The sequence below is a fragment of the Qipengyuania sp. genome (genome assembly GCF_042095715.1).
Classification (GTDB): Bacteria; Pseudomonadota; Alphaproteobacteria; order Sphingomonadales; family Sphingomonadaceae; genus Qipengyuania.
In genome coordinates, this window is the sequence record NZ_JBELMO010000032.1 from 15,392 (window position 1) to 30,818 (window position 15,427).

Here is a 15,427-nt window from a genome sequence, read left to right on the forward strand (position 1 = left end):
TGCTGCAATCAGGCGAAGCTGACCTGCGCGCGCGCCTTCCGACGCATCGCACCGCCGACCGTTCCGAAGCCGAGGATGAGCAGCGCCCACGTTGACGGTTCTGGCACGAAGCCACCGATGAACTGATTATAGATATCGCCAGAGCTCTGGTAGTAACCCCGATCGGTCAGGGCATCGATACGGGTGTTCCAGCCCATCGCATCGAATGCGGCGATGTCGTTGTTCGTCACATCACCCGTTTGTCCACCACACAGGTACGGATTCATGATCCCGAGGCGGTTGGTCTTGTTGCACGTAAACCGGTCATCGACGCCCGGGTTAACGCGGGGCGCTTCCCAGTGCGAAGCCTGCCAGCCATCGCCGTTGTAACGGCCAGACGAGAAGCCCGAGTCGCCGTTGTACTGGGTCAGACCGCCGTCGATGGAGAAATAGCTGTCCGACCCGACCGACCAGTCAAGCTCGCCGCTGCTGTTGTAGCGGAAGAAGTCGAGCGTGCTGTTGAGGCCACCGATATTCTGGAATTCTTCATCGGTGTAGAGTCCGCAAGCAGGGCCGTTGGGGCAACCGTAGACATCGTAGAAGTCCGGCGCCGACACGAAGCCGAGTCCGTGGCCCATTTCGTGGATCGCAACCCCGATGAAGTCCTGGAACCCGGCAGTAATACCGTCAGAGGGATCGAAATCGAAGGCATACCGTGAACTAAAGGTAATCGAAGCATCCGACTCCAGATCATCGAGGAGACCGATCGCCTTCAACACTGAGGTGTTGGCATAGGTCGTGTCGTTGTTGGAACCCGGCCCATGCGTCGTATCGAAGTACGTTACCGACGTATCATCGAGGCGGGACAAGCGCATGTTCACACCGGTACCGCCTCCGGCCGCGATCTCCGCGCTCAAAGATGCCAGCGCAGAAGCGTCCAGCGCGCTATTTCCGGTCGCGGCCATCGCCGCATACACGGTGGAAGTAGCCACATCGAGACGTGCACTTCCGGTGGAGCCGAGGATGCCATCGTCCAGTTCGGAAAATGCCACATCGAAGACCACGGTCGCATCGTTGGTGAGCATGTTTTCCCAGTACGCCGCAGCGATCTGATATCCGATTTGGGCTTCGTAGCTACGGATATTCTCCAGACCGTTCAGAACGATCGTCGTAGCGCTTGCGGGTGTTGCGGCGGACACAGCCGCCAGCGCACTCGCCGCCAGGGCGGCGCTGCGTAGTTTCGACATAAATAGACCCTTCCTTGTAGGTTCCCCATCCGACAATGAGCCGGATACCCAAACCCTAACGAAAGTTAACCAAGTTGCAAGCGCTGCGTGGACATAATCTGCCCCAAAATGGGAAGGTCGGGAACTTTTTGAAAAGCTTACCCACCGACCTAAGATTGTTTCGCCGATTGTCGCCAAGGATTCAGCCTAAACCACTGCGTTACGACATGTTTCTCACCAGCTTCAACCGGCAGACCTGCGTGCGATAGATTTACGTTGGGCTTGCCTTGGCGATCCATGTTGTCCCAGCAAATCAGCATACCGGGCTCCGGCTGGACCGCGTGTTCGAGGCGTGGGAAGTCCGTGGCACCCCCCGATTCGACCGCGTCGAGATATACCATTGCGGTCCAGGTGCGCTGCCCACCTCTGAGCCGCTCGGTTTGCCAGTGCTCGCGCTTCTCTCGAAAGAAATCGAAGTGGTGCCGGTATTCCTGACCCGGCAGATAACGCTGGCCCTGGGTCGGCTCGGCGTGCGCCGCGTCCAATCCCAACAAGGCACAAATCTTGCCGCGCAATTTTTCGGTCTGAGGTTCGCCTGCCGCGAAGAAATGCGTTGAACTGGTGCGCCCCATCGAACCGCTGCTGTCATGGAACAGGGTGGAGGGGCCAAGCCTCGCTTCAATCGTGGTGACGAGCTTCGCGCATTGCTGGCGAGTAAGAAAAGCGGGGACGGTGTAGATATCGGCCTTATCCCCGCCAAGGGCCTGCACCCTCTCGTCCTGCGCCAGCTTCTCACGCACCTTCTGGCCGACCCGCGCCAGTGCGGCGGGGTCGGCTTGCGGGTCCTGACGCCCTCCGAAGAGGCGCGACAGAAGATTCAGGCTGCCAGCTTTCGCAGCACGTACTGCAGGATGCCGCCGTTGCGATAGTACTCCATCTCGTTGGCGGTATCGATACGGCAAAGGGCGGTGAAACTGGTCGTGCTTCCATCCGCGCGGGTGACCTCCACGGTGACGTCCTGACTTGGCGACAGATCCGCCAGTCCGTGGATGGTGAAGGTATCCTCACCGGTCAGGCCCAAGGTCTGCCGGCTTTCGCCTTCCTTGAACTGCAGCGGCAGCACGCCCATGCCCACGAGATTGGAACGGTGGATACGTTCGAAGCTTTCGACGATCACCGCGCGAACCCCAAGCAGGATCGTGCCCTTCGCCGCCCAGTCGCGGCTCGATCCGGTGCCGTATTCCTTACCTGCGACGACAACCAGCGGTGTTCCGTCTTCCTTGTGCTTCATGGCGGCATCGTACACCGGCATCGTCTCGCCCTTGTAGCTCGACCAGCCACCTTCCGTTCCGGGCACCATTTCGTTGCGGATGCGGATGTTTGCGAATGTGCCGCGCATCATCACCTCGTGCTGACCGCGACGGCTGCCATAGGAGTTGAAGTCCTGAGGGCTGACCTGGCGTTCCTGCAGCCACTTTCCGGCCGGGCTGTCCGCCTTGATCGAGCCGGCAGGACTGATGTGGTCGGTGGTAACGCTGTCCCCCAGGACGAGTAGCGGCTTCGCTTCAACGATGTCCCGGACCGGATCGGGAGTCATGCCCATGCCTTCGAAATAGGGCGGATTGGCGACATAGGTACTGCCCGACCGCCACTGATACGTGTCCGACGGGGTGACGCTGATGGCCTGCCAATGCTCGTCGCCCTTGTAGACATCGGCATAGCGCTTTTCGAACATGGAGCGATCCACGGCGCCCATCCGTACGGCGGCAATCTCATCGTTGGAGGGCCAGATATCCTTGAGGAAGACGTCAGCGCCGTCCTGATCCTGGCCGATCGGCGTCTCGGTAATGTCTTCGGTCACCGTGCCCTTGAGCGCGTAGGCCACGACCAGCGGCGGTGAAGCGAGGAAGTTGGCGCGTACATCGGGGCTGACGCGGCCTTCGAAATTGCGGTTGCCGGAAAGGACGCTGGCGGCGACGATGTCGTTGCCATTGATCGCTTTCGAGATCGGCGGGGCAAGCGGACCGGAATTGCCGATACAGGTGGTGCACCCATAACCGACAAGGTCGAAACCGATTGCGTTGAGGTGGTCCTGCAGGCCCGCTTTGACCAGATAGTCGGTTACCACCTGCGATCCGGGGGCAAGGCTGGTTTTTACCCAAGGCTTGGGCTTCAGGCCCTTCTCGTGCGCCTTCTTGGCGACCAGGCCGGCGGCAAGCATCACATCGGGATTGCTGGTGTTGGTGCAACTCGTGATGGCGGCAATGACGACGTCACCATCGCCGACGTCATGGCCGCTTTCCTCGATATCGATCCGCACGGGCGCGCTCTTCTTGTAAAGATCCCTCAGCTGCGAATTAAACAACTCGTCAACCTCGGGCAGCGCCACCTTGTCCTGCGGTCGCTTGGGCCCGGCAAGGCTGGGTACAACCTCGCCCATGTCGAGTTCGAGGGTCTTGGTGAAGATCGGCTCGTGCTCCGCCTCGAACCACAGGCCCTGCTCCTTGCAATAGGCTTCGACCAAGGCAATCTGATCGTCAGAGCGGCCTGTCAGGCGCAGATACTCTATCGTCTTGTCGTCGATGCCGAACAGACCGCACGTCGCGCCGTATTCAGGCGCCATGTTGGCGATCGTCGCGCGGTCGGCGAGACTGAGGTTGGAAACGCCGGGCCCATAGAACTCGACGAAACGCCCGACCACGCCGACTTCGCGCAGCATCTGCACGCAGGTCAGCACCAGATCGGTGGCGGTGATCCCTTCCGCCATCTTGCCCGTCAGCTTGAAGCCGACAACTTCCGGGATGAGCATGGAGACCGGCTGGCCCAGCATCGCGGCTTCGGCTTCGATCCCGCCGACACCCCAGCCGAGGACGCCAAGGCCATTCACCATGGTCGTGTGGCTATCGGTGCCCACGCAGGTGTCGGGATAGGCTATGAGATTGCCCTTGGGGTCCTCGCTCGACCACACGCAGCGCGCGATGTGCTCGAGATTCACCTGGTGGCAGATGCCTGTGCCCGGGGGCACGGCGGAGAAGTTCTTGAAGCTTTTGGAGCCCCACTTGAGGAAGTCATAGCGTTCGGCGTTGCGCTGGTATTCCATTTCGACATTGTGCTGAAACGCCTTGGGGTGTCCGAACTCGTCTACCATAACGGAATGGTCGATGACGAGATTGACCGGCACCTGCGGGTTGATCTTGGCGGTATCGCCGCCCAGCGCGCTGATGCCGTCGCGCATGGCGGCCAGATCGACAACACAGGGCACGCCGGTGAAGTCCTGCAGCAGGACGCGCGCTGGACGATACTGGACTTCGCGACCGGTCTTGGGGTTCTTCTGCCAGTCGGCGATAGCGCGGATGTGCTCTTCGCCAACCGTGAAACCGCCGTCTTCGAAGCGGAGCATGTTCTCCAGCAAAGCCTTGAGGCTGAACGGCAACCTGGACACGTCACCGATTTTCTCCGCCGCTTTGGCGAAGGAATAATAGGCGTAATCCTTTCCGTTTACGGAAAGTGTAGAGCGGGTGTTGAGCGTGTCCTTGCCGACCTCGGTCATGCGGGAGCCTGTCCTTTCTTTCTGGAGCTGTCACCCTGCCAACGCGCAGGGGCACGGGAACGTGCCCGCGCCCTGCGCTTTGGCGCGCAGAAATGCAAGAGCGCAGCGGCCATCGCGCCCCTAAACCATCGTCTGTTCCGGCCGCTTTCGCCTTGCCGCGATCAGGCAGCCGGCAACGATCAGGGCCGTGCCCAGGATCGTGGCCGGAGCCGGCGCTTCGCGAAAAAACACCCAACCGAACAGGCTGGCCCACAGGAAGCCGGAATATTCCATGGGAACGAGATATTGCGCCTCTGCCCGGGCATAGGCCCACGCGATCGCCATCGACCCGGCGACCGTCAACGCCGCCGCAGCGCCGGTATGAGAGAGAACCGTCGCGTCCGGGTTCACAAAGAACAATGGCGCCACCGCACCAAGGATAACCGCAGTCACGAAGCTGTGAAAGAATGCGATCTCCGCCGGGCCGGCCAGAACCGACTGCCGGCGGATGACGATGAAGTTATATGCATAGAGCAGGGCCGAAACCGTGATGGCACCCAGCCCCAGCAGGGCGTCCTGATCCAGGTCGCTGCGTCCCAGACGCCCCCAGACGATCACGATCGTGCCGCAAAACCCCAGAACCGATCCCCATATGGCGGTCGGCCGAATCTCTTCGCCGAGCAGGATACGCGCAAGGTAAAGAGCGATGAGAGGCGCCACGAAGCTGATTGCGATGGTTTCCGCGATCGGGAGTTTGGTCAGCGCGTAGAAGAAGGTGAGCGCCATGAAGCAGGAGACTACGCCGCGCTCGGCATGCAGCTTCATCGCCTTGGGTGGAGGGCGGCGCAGGCCTGCAACCGCCCAGACGGGCAGCATTATCCCCGCTCCGATGACCGCACGCAACAAGGCCGCGCTATAGGCCCCCACGGCCAGCGATGCGCCTTTCATGAATGCATCCATCAGCGACAGGCAGGCCACGCCGAGAAGCGCCGCCAAAAGCGGCAGCGAAAGATTGCTCCGTGCCATTCCACTGCGCTAGCCCTTGGCCACGATATGGTCACGCCCCAACCGACAATTCACCGCCGCTTCAGCCGCGCCGATGGAAAAGCGGGGCTATATGGCTTATTTGACGCCCGTAACTGCCCGAACGGGGAATTTGGTGGACCACATGACTTTCAAGACGATACTCCTCGGCAGCGCATTGATCGCGAGCCCGCTTGCAGCCCAGCAGGCACCGCAGGTCATTCTGCCGCCCGAACCCGATGCTTCGACGACCGCGACGCTCCCCGCACCAGCGCCTAAAAAGCGTGAGACCGTGGACGAGAGCTTCGGCGACATCGTCAACCGCACCCCCGGCGAGATTGTCCAGCCCCTGCCTGCGCCGCCGGCGCCGATCCTCGCCAATTGGACCGTGGCCAATGCCAAGGCGCTCGTCGCTTTCGCCAAGGGGATCGCAGTCGAGGGGCTCGACCCCAAGGACTACGACATTCCCGCACTCGAGGCGGCCATTGCCGCGGGGCGCGGAGATGCGCTGAATGAGAAGGCGAGCCGTACCTTCCAATGGCTGGTCGAAGATCTGCGCGACGGGCGTACGCCGATGGACGCGCGGCGCCAATGGTTCGTGGTGGATCCCGATCCCGATCGCATGCCCACGCAAAAGCTGCTCGATGCCGCCGTTGCGACCGGCAAGATCGCCAGCACTCTGCGCGCGCTGAACCCGGTCAATCCCGATTTTGCCCAGCTGAGGTCGGAGCTGGCAACCGCCAAGGATCCCAGGCGCATCAAGCTGATCCGGGCGAACATGGACCGCTGGCGCTGGCTGCCGCAGGATCTGGGCAAGTTCTATCTGCTCACCAATATTCCGGAACAGAAATTGCGGCTGACCGTGAACAACCGCATCATCAAGAGCTATCGAACGATCGTGGGCAAGCCCGGCCGCACCGCAACCCCGCAGCTGGCGGAACAGGTGGAAGCGGTGATTTTCAACCCTACCTGGACCGTGCCGCAGTCGATCGTGAAGGGCGAAGGGCTGGGCAACAAGGTGCTGAACAATCCTGGATGGGCTCGCAGCGCGGGTTACAAGGCCACCAAGGGCGAGAACGGCTGGATCACCGTGGTGCAGCAGCCCGGACCCTCCAATTCGCTGGGCCTGATGAAGCTCGACATGCCCAATGAACACGCCATCTTCCTGCATGACACGCCGGCGCGCGAGCTTTTCCAGCAGGACAACCGGGCGCTCAGCCATGGCTGCGTGCGCGTGGAAAATGCGCGCGAGGTGGCCATGACCATGGCCATGCTGGGCAACATGACCACCAAGGACGATATTCCGGCCATCCAGGAAGAGGTTCAGGATATCACCGGCAGCGGCGAATACACCCGCTATCCGTTGCAGAAGCAGTGGCCGGTCTATCTCACCTATTTCACCATGGCGACCGATGTCGACGGGAAGCTGACCACCTTCAAGGACGTCTATGACCGCGATGCCCCGGTTTTGGCGGCTCTCGATCAGCCGCGCCAGCAGAACCGCGCCCGCGAGACCGACGAGGAAGTCGTCGAGATCGTGGACGATCTGCAGACCTGAGGGGTCAGTAAGCCCCCGGATTGGTCCGGTCGAAGGTGCCTTCGGCCGGATCCCGCCGCAGAAGTTTTGTCTGCGCGGAGGGCGGGGGGGCCGTGCTGCCGTCGGCAGCGATCCCAAGGCTTTCAGCATAGAGCATGCGTCCGCCCGCCAGCCGGATCAGCGCCATGTCGAACTGCTCCGGTCCCATGGCGAAACATCCGTTCGAGCGGCCAAGCCGGCCCCAGCGCGCGATATGCGCAGGCGTGGCGTAATTCGCCTGGTGCATCACGATGGCACGCGGCAAAGCGTTCGAATTGGTGTCGTCCAGGCCATCCAGCCGGATGGACGTACCGTAGCGTCCGACATACCACCCCCGCGTCATATAGGCGCCGCGGCTGGTGCAATGCGATCCTTCCACATTGGAATAGCGCTTCAGCCAGCCGTCGTGCTGCGGGTCGGACCCGTCGCCGTGCGACACCAGATAGCTTTCGACCTTCCCGGCGGCGAGATCGACGAAGTGGAACCGCTCGTGAGAACTGTGCAGCCCGAAGTCCGCGATGGCGACCAGATCGCGATGCCACAGGTTGGCGCCTGCCCGGTCCAGTTCGCGCCGCGCGATGGCGGCAAGCTGCGCATCGCGCGACATGGCGGGCGCGGCCCGCGCGAACAGGCGCGGACCCAGCGCAAGGGTGGTCGCGGCAGCGGCCCCCGATTTCAGGAGATGGCGACGGTTCATGATGTATGGATTAGCACAGCACGCTTGAGCGCCGGGTTAATCACTCCGCAGCCTCGACCACGACGTCGGCCTGTCCGGCATCGCTCATGTCTGCCTCGATCTCGGCCGCCTTCTTCTCGACGAGAGCGACGATATGGTCGAGCATGTTTGCGTCTTCGACATGGTGATCCTTGAGGCCGGACAGATACACCATGTGCTTGCCGCTGCCGCCGCCGGTCAGTCCGATATCGGTCTCGCGCGCTTCGCCGGGGCCATTGACGACGCAGCCCAGAACCGAAAGCGAGAGCGGCGTCTTGATGTGCTGAAGCCGTTCTTCCAGCGCCTCGACGGTGCGGATCACGTCGAAACCCTGCCGCGCGCAGCTGGGGCATGAGACCACACGCACGCCCCGGGTCCGGAGACCCAGAGACTTGAGGATTTCGAAGCCCACGCGGACTTCCTCCTCCGGTTCCGCCGAAAGCGAGACGCGGATGGTATCCCCGATCCCGGCCCACAGCAGGCTGCCGATGCCGATGCTGGATTTGACCGTTCCGCCCAGCAATCCGCCTGCCTCGGTGATGCCGAGATGGAGCGGGCAATCCACCGCATCGGCCAGACCCTGGTAAGCGGCGACCGCGAGAAACACGTCGCTGGCCTTCACCGCCACCTTGTATTCGTGGAAATCGTGGTCCTGCAGCAGCTTGATGTGATCGAGCGCGCTTTCGATCAGAGCTTCGGGACAAGGCTCGCCGTATTTCTCCAGCAGATCCTTCTCCAGCGAACCCGCGTTGACGCCGATACGTATGGCACAGCCGTTTGCCTTGGCCGCGCGAACGACTTCGGCCACGCGCTCGCTTGAACCGATATTGCCGGGATTGATGCGCAGACACGCCGCGCCCTTGTCCGCCGCTTCCAGAGCGCGCTTGTAGTGGAAGTGGATGTCGGCGACGATCGGCACCTGTGCCGCGCGGGTGATCTTGTCGAGGTGCTCGGTCGCCTCCGCCGTGGGGCAGGACACGCGGATGATGTCCGCGCCCGCATCCTCGCACCGGCGGATCTGGTCGATGGTGGCGCCGACATCCTCAGTCGGCGTGTTGGTCATGGTCTGCACAGTGATCGGCGCATCGCCGCCCACGGGCACTTTTCCGACCATGATCTGGCGACTGATTCGCCGCTCGATGCTGCGCCAGGGGCGTATCGCGTTCATAAACTCAGGTACTTTCCTGCGAGACATGGACCACTTGGACCACGGTCCAGAGACAAGACAATCGCTCCGGACCGGGGGCATTCTGGCCCGAACATAGGGCCACGCGAGATATAATGCGAGCGGCGCGGGTCATGCAGGGACCATACCAGCCCCTGCGGCAATAGGACAGCGACTTGGCACCCGTCGATCCGGAATCGCGGTTCGTCCCGATGTCGCCCGGTAGCGGCGGTTGGTCGGTTCGCTGTGTTACGAGCGAGCCATCTTTCGCATGCGGGCGGCACAACCGAGAGTGGAATTTATGATGTCTGATCCTTTTACGCGCCTGCTTGCTGCGGGCCTAGCCATGTCGAACGCATCGGTCGCTTCTGCTAAGAATGTCGGCAGCCCGCCCGCCCCGCAGACGACTTGCGGTCCAGCAGGGAGCGATCATGCCGATATGCCGTCGGGCGCGGCCTGCCGCCTCGCGGACGAGCTCGACAAGGCATTCGTCTATCCTGCACAGGGCGCCGCCTATGCAGCGATGCTGCGCGCCAATGTGGCTGCGGGCCGCTATGCCGACCAGCTCCCGATGGACGCGGCGCGCATGATGACCGCCGATCTCCAGGCGGTCGCTCCTGACGGCCATCTGCGTGTCGAGAAAGAGGACGAGCGTCGCCAAACCGGCGGTAATGCGCCGGGCAAGGGTCATCCGCCGGTTCTGGAGCGCGGAGGCTGGATCGCGCCCGGTATCGCCTTCCTGCGAATCAATGCCTTTCTGCCCGACGATCAGGAAACCGCCGACGTCGCCAAATTCATGGCCGACCATGCCGATGCCGAAGCGATCATCTTCGATCTCACAACGCATGGCGGCGGCGGGCTGGCGCAGATGGACGTGATCTTCCCCTGGCTGTTCGGCGAGGAGACGCGCCTCGTCACCATGGCCATGCGCCGCTCTGTCGAAGAAGAGCACGGCACGCCGTTCGGGGACGGACCAACCATGCGAAAGCTTGCCGGCACGGCGCGGGAGACCGTGCGGGAGCATTGGGCGCTGCCCAACGACGATCCGCGACTGCGCGATGCCAGGATCGTCCTGCTGACCAGCGAACGCACGGCGTCCGCCGCCGAGCATTTCGCGCTGGCCATGAAACATACGGGCCGGGCCAGGCTGGTGGGCAGCCACACGGCGGGCGCCAATCACTTCGGAGGGGGCGTTTCGCTTGGCGGCGGACTTTCCGCGTTCATTTCCATCGGGCGGACCTATGATCCGCTGACGGGAAGGGACTGGGAAGGGACAGGCGTACTGCCCGACCTGGAATGCCCGCCGGAACGCGCGCTGGAATATGCCCTGCGCAGCTTGGGGGTCGCGCCGGAAATGGCCGCCGAACTGGAGGCTGAATACATACCGGACCCGGAACGCATGAAGCGCCGCCGTCCGGCCTGACGGGTGCGGGCGAGGAGGCGAACCGCCCCCCTGCGCCCGGTCACCGCGTCAAATCAACGGGCCAGTTGGGCGGGGATAAACTCTTCGCGCACCGCTTGGGCGACCAGGTTCAGGGGAATGATCCCCTGCGCCAGGAGGAAGTCGTTGAAGGCCTTGCGATCGAATTTGTCGCCCAGCCGCGTTTCCGCTTCGACCCGCAGGTCGATCAGCTTGCGATAGCCGTAGTAATAGGCGCCCGCCTGACCCGGCATGCGGAAGGTGTACCGGTCCAGTTCCTGCTTGGCCATCGGTGCGGAGAAGCCGGCCTCCTCGCGCAGGATGCGTTCGCCCTCGGCGCGATCGATCTGGCCGAGATTGAGCATGGGATCGAGGAAGGCGCGGGCTGCCCGCAGCAGGCGGAACTGGGTGGCGATGAGCTGACCCTCCACCGGTTCTTCCGGCAGCATCTCGGCCTCTGCATACAGGGCCCAGCCTTCCACGTTCACGCTGTTGAAGGCGTATAGGAGGCGCGCCAGGCTCACGCCCTGGCTGACCAGCGCCGCGAACTGCATCTCGTGGCCAGGGCGCGCTTCATGCGCGCTCAGCGTCCATGCGGCGGCGGGGAAGTTGAAATCGTTGTAAGCCTCGCCCCCGCCGGCAGTGCTGTCTCCCTTGGTGAGGATGAAGGTACCCTGTTCGCCGGTGTTGCCGATGAGGCGCGGCGGCATCATGTGCGGCGCGGGCTGGCGTGCCTCTTCCGCAGCGGTCGCCAGCCGCATCCTGAGGTCGCTTTCCGGGACATCGGCAATGCCCGCGGCCTGCATCTTGGCTTCGATCTGGCGATTGATGTCGCGATAATACGCCTCGATCTCGGCATCGTCGATGGTCTGCTTCTTCAGCTCGCCCAGCACGCTCAGATAGTCGTTATTGGGATAGCCGAACTTCTGCGCCACCTGGGCGGAGAGGATATCGCTCTGCTGGCGCAGTTCGTAAAAGCCGCTGCGCGCCTGCGACGCGGCTTCTTCCGGCGGAATATCGATGCCGACATCGCGCAGCCTCAGAGCATAGAGCTCGCGCGGTTCCTGGGGGTTGGTGCGCGCCAGCGGCAGCACCTTGGCATTTGTCCATGCGGCGTAGTCGGCGAACTGGCGATCCATCGCATCCAGCGCCTTCTCCGCGCCCTTGATGTCGTATTTCTCGAACAGCTCGCGGATACCCTGCGCGTAGATCGGAAATTTGCCGACGGCCTCCTTCAACTCCACGTCGTAGGGGCCGATCTTGCCGTCGCCCCTGCTCTCCTCGAAGCGGGCCTTCGCCTGTTCGGTATAGGCGGTGGTGCCGGGATAGGTGCCCGTATAGCGTTGGAGCAGTTCCACCGCCTTGGCGCGGCGTGCATCGGGCATCTGTTCGCCGAGCAGCGAACTGACCCCGCCCACCACCGCTTGCGGGATGTCGTACCAGTCCAGCATCAGCTTGCGGTTGAGCTCGATCCCTTCGATCCGCTGGTCCAGCGTGTCGATCAGAATGGCGAGATCCTGCTTCACATGCATATCGCTCTCGGTTTGGAGAGCGGCCGCGAACTTCGCCCGCAGATCCTTGTAGCTCGCGAGCTGCGCCAGATCGCTGTCCTTGGAGATGTCGAAGGTCTTGCCGTCGAACTGCTCGTAACCCGCGGACGAGGCGCGCTCCGGCGAATATTTGGCGTCGAGCATGGCAAGCTGCATTGTGTAGTCGTTGCTGCGTTCGATCCAGGCAGGGGCTGCAGGAGCGGCTGCCGGCGCCGCGGCGGTCGCAGCCTCTTGCGCAACGGCGGGCTGGACGGTGGCGAGCGCGGCGCCGCAAAGCGCCAGAACCTTGGTGAAAGTCTTCATTGCGTGTCCCCTGGATTTTGAACCGGGCGCAGTGATGGGCGCTAGCCACCCGCGCCGCAATGTGTTTGGTCGGGCCGGGTTTGTCGTTGGTGGAAGCAAGGGCACCTGTGGGACGGAATCGGGTGGCTTCTCCGGGTGACAGGGGGCGGCAAGTGGGGCAGAGCGCCCGCCATGCAGGACGCAGCGCAACTCACCGACAGTCAGAATTCCGAAACCCCGTTGCTTTTCGGGCGGGTGCTGGACGGGCGGGGCGGGGGGCGGCCGGTGACCTGGGATCAGGTGCAGAACTGGCAGCCCGACGCTCCGGGCGAGGTGCTGTGGCTGCATGTCTGCCGCATCCAGCCCGGTGTGCAGGACTGGCTGGAAAACAGCTTCGCCATTCCCGAACCCACCGCAGAGCTGCTGGTATCCGACAACACCCGCCCGCGTGCCTTCGCCGAAGGGAATGCGTTGATCGCGACGCTGCGCGGCATCAATTTCAATCCCGGTGCGGAGCCGGAGGATATGATCTCGATGCAGCTGTGGTGCGATGGCGCCCGGCTCATCACCCTGCGCCGCCATCCGCTCCAGACCCCGCGCGAGGTCCTCGCCAATATCGATCGCGGCACAGGGCCGGTGGATGCTGGCGCCACCATCACGATGCTCGCCGAACTGATGATCGCGCGGATGAACCAGTCGATCGTCGACATGAACGAGGTGATCGACCTGCTGGAGGACGAGGACCCTGAAGACAATCCCGAGGGCATGCTGAAGCGCATCTCCACCATCCGGCGCAATTGTCTGGCACTGCAACGCCACATGTCGCCCCAGCACGAGGCGCTGGAACATATCAGTCGGGACTCGCCTCCCTGGTTCGAGGATCACGATCGGCGAGAGATCGCCGAATCCATCGCCCGTTTGCGCCGCTATCTAGACGATATCGACATCAGCAAGGAAAGCGCCGTCGTCCTGCAGGACGAACTGCGCGCCCGCAGCCTCGCCAGCAGCGAACACGCTACCTACATGCTCACCGTCGTCGCGGGAGTATTCCTGCCCCTCAGTTTCCTCACGGGTCTGCTCGGCATCAATGTCGGCGGGATGCCGGGCACCGACGATCCGGAAGCGTTCTGGCGAGTGGTTGTGCTATGCGCCGCCGTACTGGCCGGGTTGCTCATCCTTTTCCGCCGGCTGCGCTGGCTATAGTTCTGGTGACACAGGATTACGCAGCGGATCGAAACGGCGGAAGGCACCCGGTGCCGTCAGCCGATCAATTCGAGCGGAAGCTATCTCGATCTAGGGGTGGCGGGGCGCAGCGGGTCGAAACTTCCGACACCGCCTTCGGCATCCACCTTCTTCACCTATCCCCAGGACCGCGATCGCGAGGCGATGGCCTATGCGCGGGTCACCCGTCGCGCTCGGCAGGCGTCCCCAGCGGATCGACTGCACGCGGCTCTACGAACTGGAAATCGAGCGTCTCAAGGAACAGGTCGCTCTGCTAAGCATGGCCGCCGAGTAGGGGCTTGCGGAGAGAAGCTCAGGCTTCGAACCGCTCCCCGACAAGTTCTTCGCTGAGCGCCCACAGCCGCTCGGCCTCAGCCTTGTCCACGGCATAGGACCGGACGCCGCCCACGCGGCTTTGGTCATCGACTTCGGCGACCTGGCAATCCTCGGCATACAATCCGCCGCGCCCTTCCAGATCCTGCGATGTGGCTACCCAGCAGGTGGTGGCGGCGCCCTGGGGAACGGTCTTGAAGGGCTGCGGCTTCTGCCCGTTCGCCTCGGCATTCTTGCGGGCGCGTTCGCGAAGGTTCGCCATGTCCTCCTGGCTCATATGGCGGCCCAGATTGGTTTGGATGCCGCCCGGATGCAGGGCATAGGCGTGGATGCCGTCGCTTCCGAAGCGCTCCTCGAGCCCGACCGCGAACAGAACGTTGGCGGTCTTCGACTGACCGTAGCTCAGCCAGGGATCGTAATCGCGGTTTTCGAAATTGGGATCGTCGAAATGCACGCGGTCGAGGTGGTGGCCGCGGCTGGACAGGTTGACGATGCGCTGTCCGCTTCCCTTCCTCACCAGCGGCATCAGTTCCTTCGTTAGCATGAAATGGCCGAGATGATTGGTACCGAACTGGGTTTCAAAGCCATCCGCCGTGGTGCCCTTGGGCGCCGCCATCACGCCGGCGTTGTTGATCAGGATGTCGATCTTGTCGAACCGCCCACGCGCCTCCTCACCGGCCTTTCGCACGCTGTCGAGCGAGGCGAGATCGACCTTGAGCGTATCCACCTTGCCCCCGGTCGATTCGGCGATCTCGTCGCCGGCGGCGGCCAGCTTGGTCACATCGCGTCCGGCGATGATGACATGCGCGCCCTTCGCCGCCATGGCACGTGCGGTCTCCTGGCCGAGGCCGGAATAGCCGCCGGTTACGAAGACGGTCCGGCCGGTCAGGTCCTTGTCCGCCAGCACCTCGTCTGCCGTGCTCTCGAAACCGAAATCGCTCATGATCGCCTTCTCTCCATTGTCTCTCTCGCGGCCTCATATGGTCATGGCGGCGGGCGAAACCAAGGAAATGCTGGCTCCCGGCGCAAGGCGTGGTAGCCATGGGCACATGACACGCATCGTCTCCCGCCTCGTCGCGCTTTTCGCGCTCGCCTTCGCCGCCTCCGCTCTTGCCGATCACCATGGCGAGCAGGACACGGCGCCGCCCCGCTGGTCCATCGCCATCCATGGCGGGGCGGGCACGCTGGCGCGCGAGGACATGACCCCCGAACGCGATGCCGCCTATCGCGCCGCGCTCGAGGCGGCGTTGGTGGCCGGGTCAAAGGTGCTTGAGAACGGCGGTACCTCGCTCGACGCGGTGACCGCGGTGATCCTGCGGCTGGAGGAGGACGAGAAGTTCAACGCGGGCAAGGGCGCGGTCTACACCTGGGACGAAACGCATGAGTAGGACGCCTCGATCATGAACGG

At 63.2% G+C, this 15,427-nt stretch carries 13 protein-coding genes; 5 read left to right on the forward strand and 8 right to left on the reverse strand.

Features of this window, described 5'->3' with window-relative positions; all coding sequences use genetic code 11:
• Positions 1-8 precede the first annotated feature (8 nt).
• The 4 genes from ACFDTG_RS09170 to ACFDTG_RS09185 all read right to left on the reverse strand — a co-directional run bounded on the left by ACFDTG_RS09170 (position 9) and on the right by ACFDTG_RS09185 (position 5,760).
• Positions 9-1,226 (reverse strand): NF038122 family metalloprotease, encoded by a 1,218-nt coding sequence (locus ACFDTG_RS09170; RefSeq protein ID WP_375290729.1) that lies wholly within the window; start codon positions 1,224-1,226, stop codon positions 9-11.
• Between the two features lie 149 nt (positions 1,227-1,375).
• Positions 1,376-2,005: a prolyl hydroxylase family protein gene (locus ACFDTG_RS09175; RefSeq protein WP_375290730.1), complete on the reverse strand. Its 630-nt coding sequence runs from the start codon at positions 2,003-2,005 to the stop codon at positions 1,376-1,378.
• 77 nt (positions 2,006-2,082) lie between these two features.
• Entirely contained in the window at positions 2,083-4,755 is a 2,673-nt protein-coding gene (gene acnA / locus ACFDTG_RS09180; protein WP_375290731.1) for an aconitate hydratase AcnA, read from the reverse strand.
• A gap of 120 nt (positions 4,756-4,875) precedes the next feature.
• Complete coding sequence (locus ACFDTG_RS09185) at positions 4,876-5,760, reverse strand: DMT family transporter (protein ID WP_375290732.1); 885 nt, start codon at positions 5,758-5,760, stop codon at positions 4,876-4,878.
• Positions 5,761-5,902: 142 nt separating this feature from the next.
• On the opposite strand from ACFDTG_RS09185, the gene ACFDTG_RS09190 reads away from it, so the two are divergent.
• On the forward strand, positions 5,903-7,315 hold the full coding sequence (locus ACFDTG_RS09190; protein WP_375290733.1) for a L,D-transpeptidase family protein: 1,413 nt from the start codon (positions 5,903-5,905) through the stop codon (positions 7,313-7,315).
• 4 nt (positions 7,316-7,319) lie between these two features.
• Here the strand turns inward: ACFDTG_RS09190 and ACFDTG_RS09195 are convergent, their stop codons facing one another.
• Both ACFDTG_RS09195 and ispG read right to left on the reverse strand, forming a co-directional pair.
• Positions 7,320-8,030, reverse strand: coding sequence for a murein L,D-transpeptidase catalytic domain-containing protein (locus ACFDTG_RS09195; RefSeq protein ID WP_375290734.1), 711 nt, complete (start codon positions 8,028-8,030; stop codon positions 7,320-7,322).
• 40 nt (positions 8,031-8,070) lie between these two features.
• Positions 8,071-9,216: a flavodoxin-dependent (E)-4-hydroxy-3-methylbut-2-enyl-diphosphate synthase gene (gene ispG / locus ACFDTG_RS09200; protein WP_375290735.1), complete on the reverse strand. Its 1,146-nt coding sequence runs from the start codon at positions 9,214-9,216 to the stop codon at positions 8,071-8,073.
• A 298-nt stretch (positions 9,217-9,514) separates the two neighbouring features.
• Here ispG and ACFDTG_RS09205 point away from each other — a divergent pair, with 298 nt between their 5' ends.
• Positions 9,515-10,636, forward strand: a complete 1,122-nt coding sequence (locus tag ACFDTG_RS09205; RefSeq protein WP_375290736.1) for a S41 family peptidase — start codon at positions 9,515-9,517, stop codon at positions 10,634-10,636.
• 53 nt (positions 10,637-10,689) lie between these two features.
• Here ACFDTG_RS09205 and ACFDTG_RS09210 read toward each other — a convergent pair whose 3' ends face one another.
• Positions 10,690-12,486, reverse strand: a complete 1,797-nt coding sequence (locus ACFDTG_RS09210; protein ID WP_375290737.1) for a DUF885 domain-containing protein — start codon at positions 12,484-12,486, stop codon at positions 10,690-10,692.
• Between the two features lie 171 nt (positions 12,487-12,657).
• Between ACFDTG_RS09210 and ACFDTG_RS09215 the strand changes: the two genes are divergently transcribed.
• The gene (locus ACFDTG_RS09215; protein ID WP_375290738.1) at positions 12,658-13,668 is read left to right on the forward strand and encodes a zinc transporter ZntB; all 1,011 of its coding nucleotides are present in this window, start codon (positions 12,658-12,660) and stop codon (positions 13,666-13,668) included.
• A 190-nt stretch (positions 13,669-13,858) separates the two neighbouring features.
• Positions 13,859-13,981, forward strand: coding sequence for a hypothetical protein (locus ACFDTG_RS09220; protein ID WP_375290739.1), 123 nt, complete (start codon positions 13,859-13,861; stop codon positions 13,979-13,981).
• An 18-nt stretch (positions 13,982-13,999) separates the two neighbouring features.
• Here the strand turns inward: ACFDTG_RS09220 and ACFDTG_RS09225 are convergent, their stop codons facing one another.
• On the reverse strand, positions 14,000-14,962 hold the full coding sequence (locus tag ACFDTG_RS09225; RefSeq protein WP_375290740.1) for an SDR family NAD(P)-dependent oxidoreductase: 963 nt from the start codon (positions 14,960-14,962) through the stop codon (positions 14,000-14,002).
• 43 nt (positions 14,963-15,005) lie between these two features.
• Between ACFDTG_RS09225 and ACFDTG_RS09230 the strand changes: the two genes are divergently transcribed.
• Positions 15,006-15,407 carry an isoaspartyl peptidase/L-asparaginase gene (locus ACFDTG_RS09230; protein WP_375290741.1) on the forward strand — a complete coding sequence of 134 codons (402 nt, stop codon included), beginning with the start codon at positions 15,006-15,008 and terminating at the stop codon, positions 15,405-15,407.
• Positions 15,408-15,427: the final 20 nt, after the last annotated feature.

Bases quoted from the DNA above. Each gene is read 5' to 3' on its own strand.
- ACFDTG_RS09170 (WP_375290729.1), bottom strand. From the start codon at position 1,226: ATGTCGAAACTACGCAGCGCCGCCCTGGCGGCGAGTGCGCTGGCGGCT.
- acnA (WP_375290731.1), bottom strand. From the start codon at position 4,755: ATGACCGAGGTCGGCAAGGACACGCTCAACACCCGCTCTACACTTTCC.
- ACFDTG_RS09185 (WP_375290732.1), bottom strand. From the start codon at position 5,760: ATGGCACGGAGCAATCTTTCGCTGCCGCTTTTGGCGGCGCTTCTCGGC.
- ACFDTG_RS09190 (WP_375290733.1), top strand. From the start codon at position 5,903: ATGACTTTCAAGACGATACTCCTCGGCAGCGCATTGATCGCGAGCCCG.
- ACFDTG_RS09195 (WP_375290734.1), bottom strand. From the start codon at position 8,030: ATGAACCGTCGCCATCTCCTGAAATCGGGGGCCGCTGCCGCGACCACC.
- ispG (WP_375290735.1), bottom strand. From the start codon at position 9,216: ATGAACGCGATACGCCCCTGGCGCAGCATCGAGCGGCGAATCAGTCGC.
- ACFDTG_RS09205 (WP_375290736.1), top strand. From the start codon at position 9,515: ATGATGTCTGATCCTTTTACGCGCCTGCTTGCTGCGGGCCTAGCCATG.
- ACFDTG_RS09210 (WP_375290737.1), bottom strand. From the start codon at position 12,486: ATGAAGACTTTCACCAAGGTTCTGGCGCTTTGCGGCGCCGCGCTCGCC.
- ACFDTG_RS09215 (WP_375290738.1), top strand. From the start codon at position 12,658: ATGCAGGACGCAGCGCAACTCACCGACAGTCAGAATTCCGAAACCCCG.
- ACFDTG_RS09220 (WP_375290739.1), top strand. From the start codon at position 13,859: ATGCGCGGGTCACCCGTCGCGCTCGGCAGGCGTCCCCAGCGGATCGAC.
- ACFDTG_RS09225 (WP_375290740.1), bottom strand. From the start codon at position 14,962: ATGAGCGATTTCGGTTTCGAGAGCACGGCAGACGAGGTGCTGGCGGAC.
- ACFDTG_RS09230 (WP_375290741.1), top strand. From the start codon at position 15,006: ATGGCGGCGGGCGAAACCAAGGAAATGCTGGCTCCCGGCGCAAGGCGT.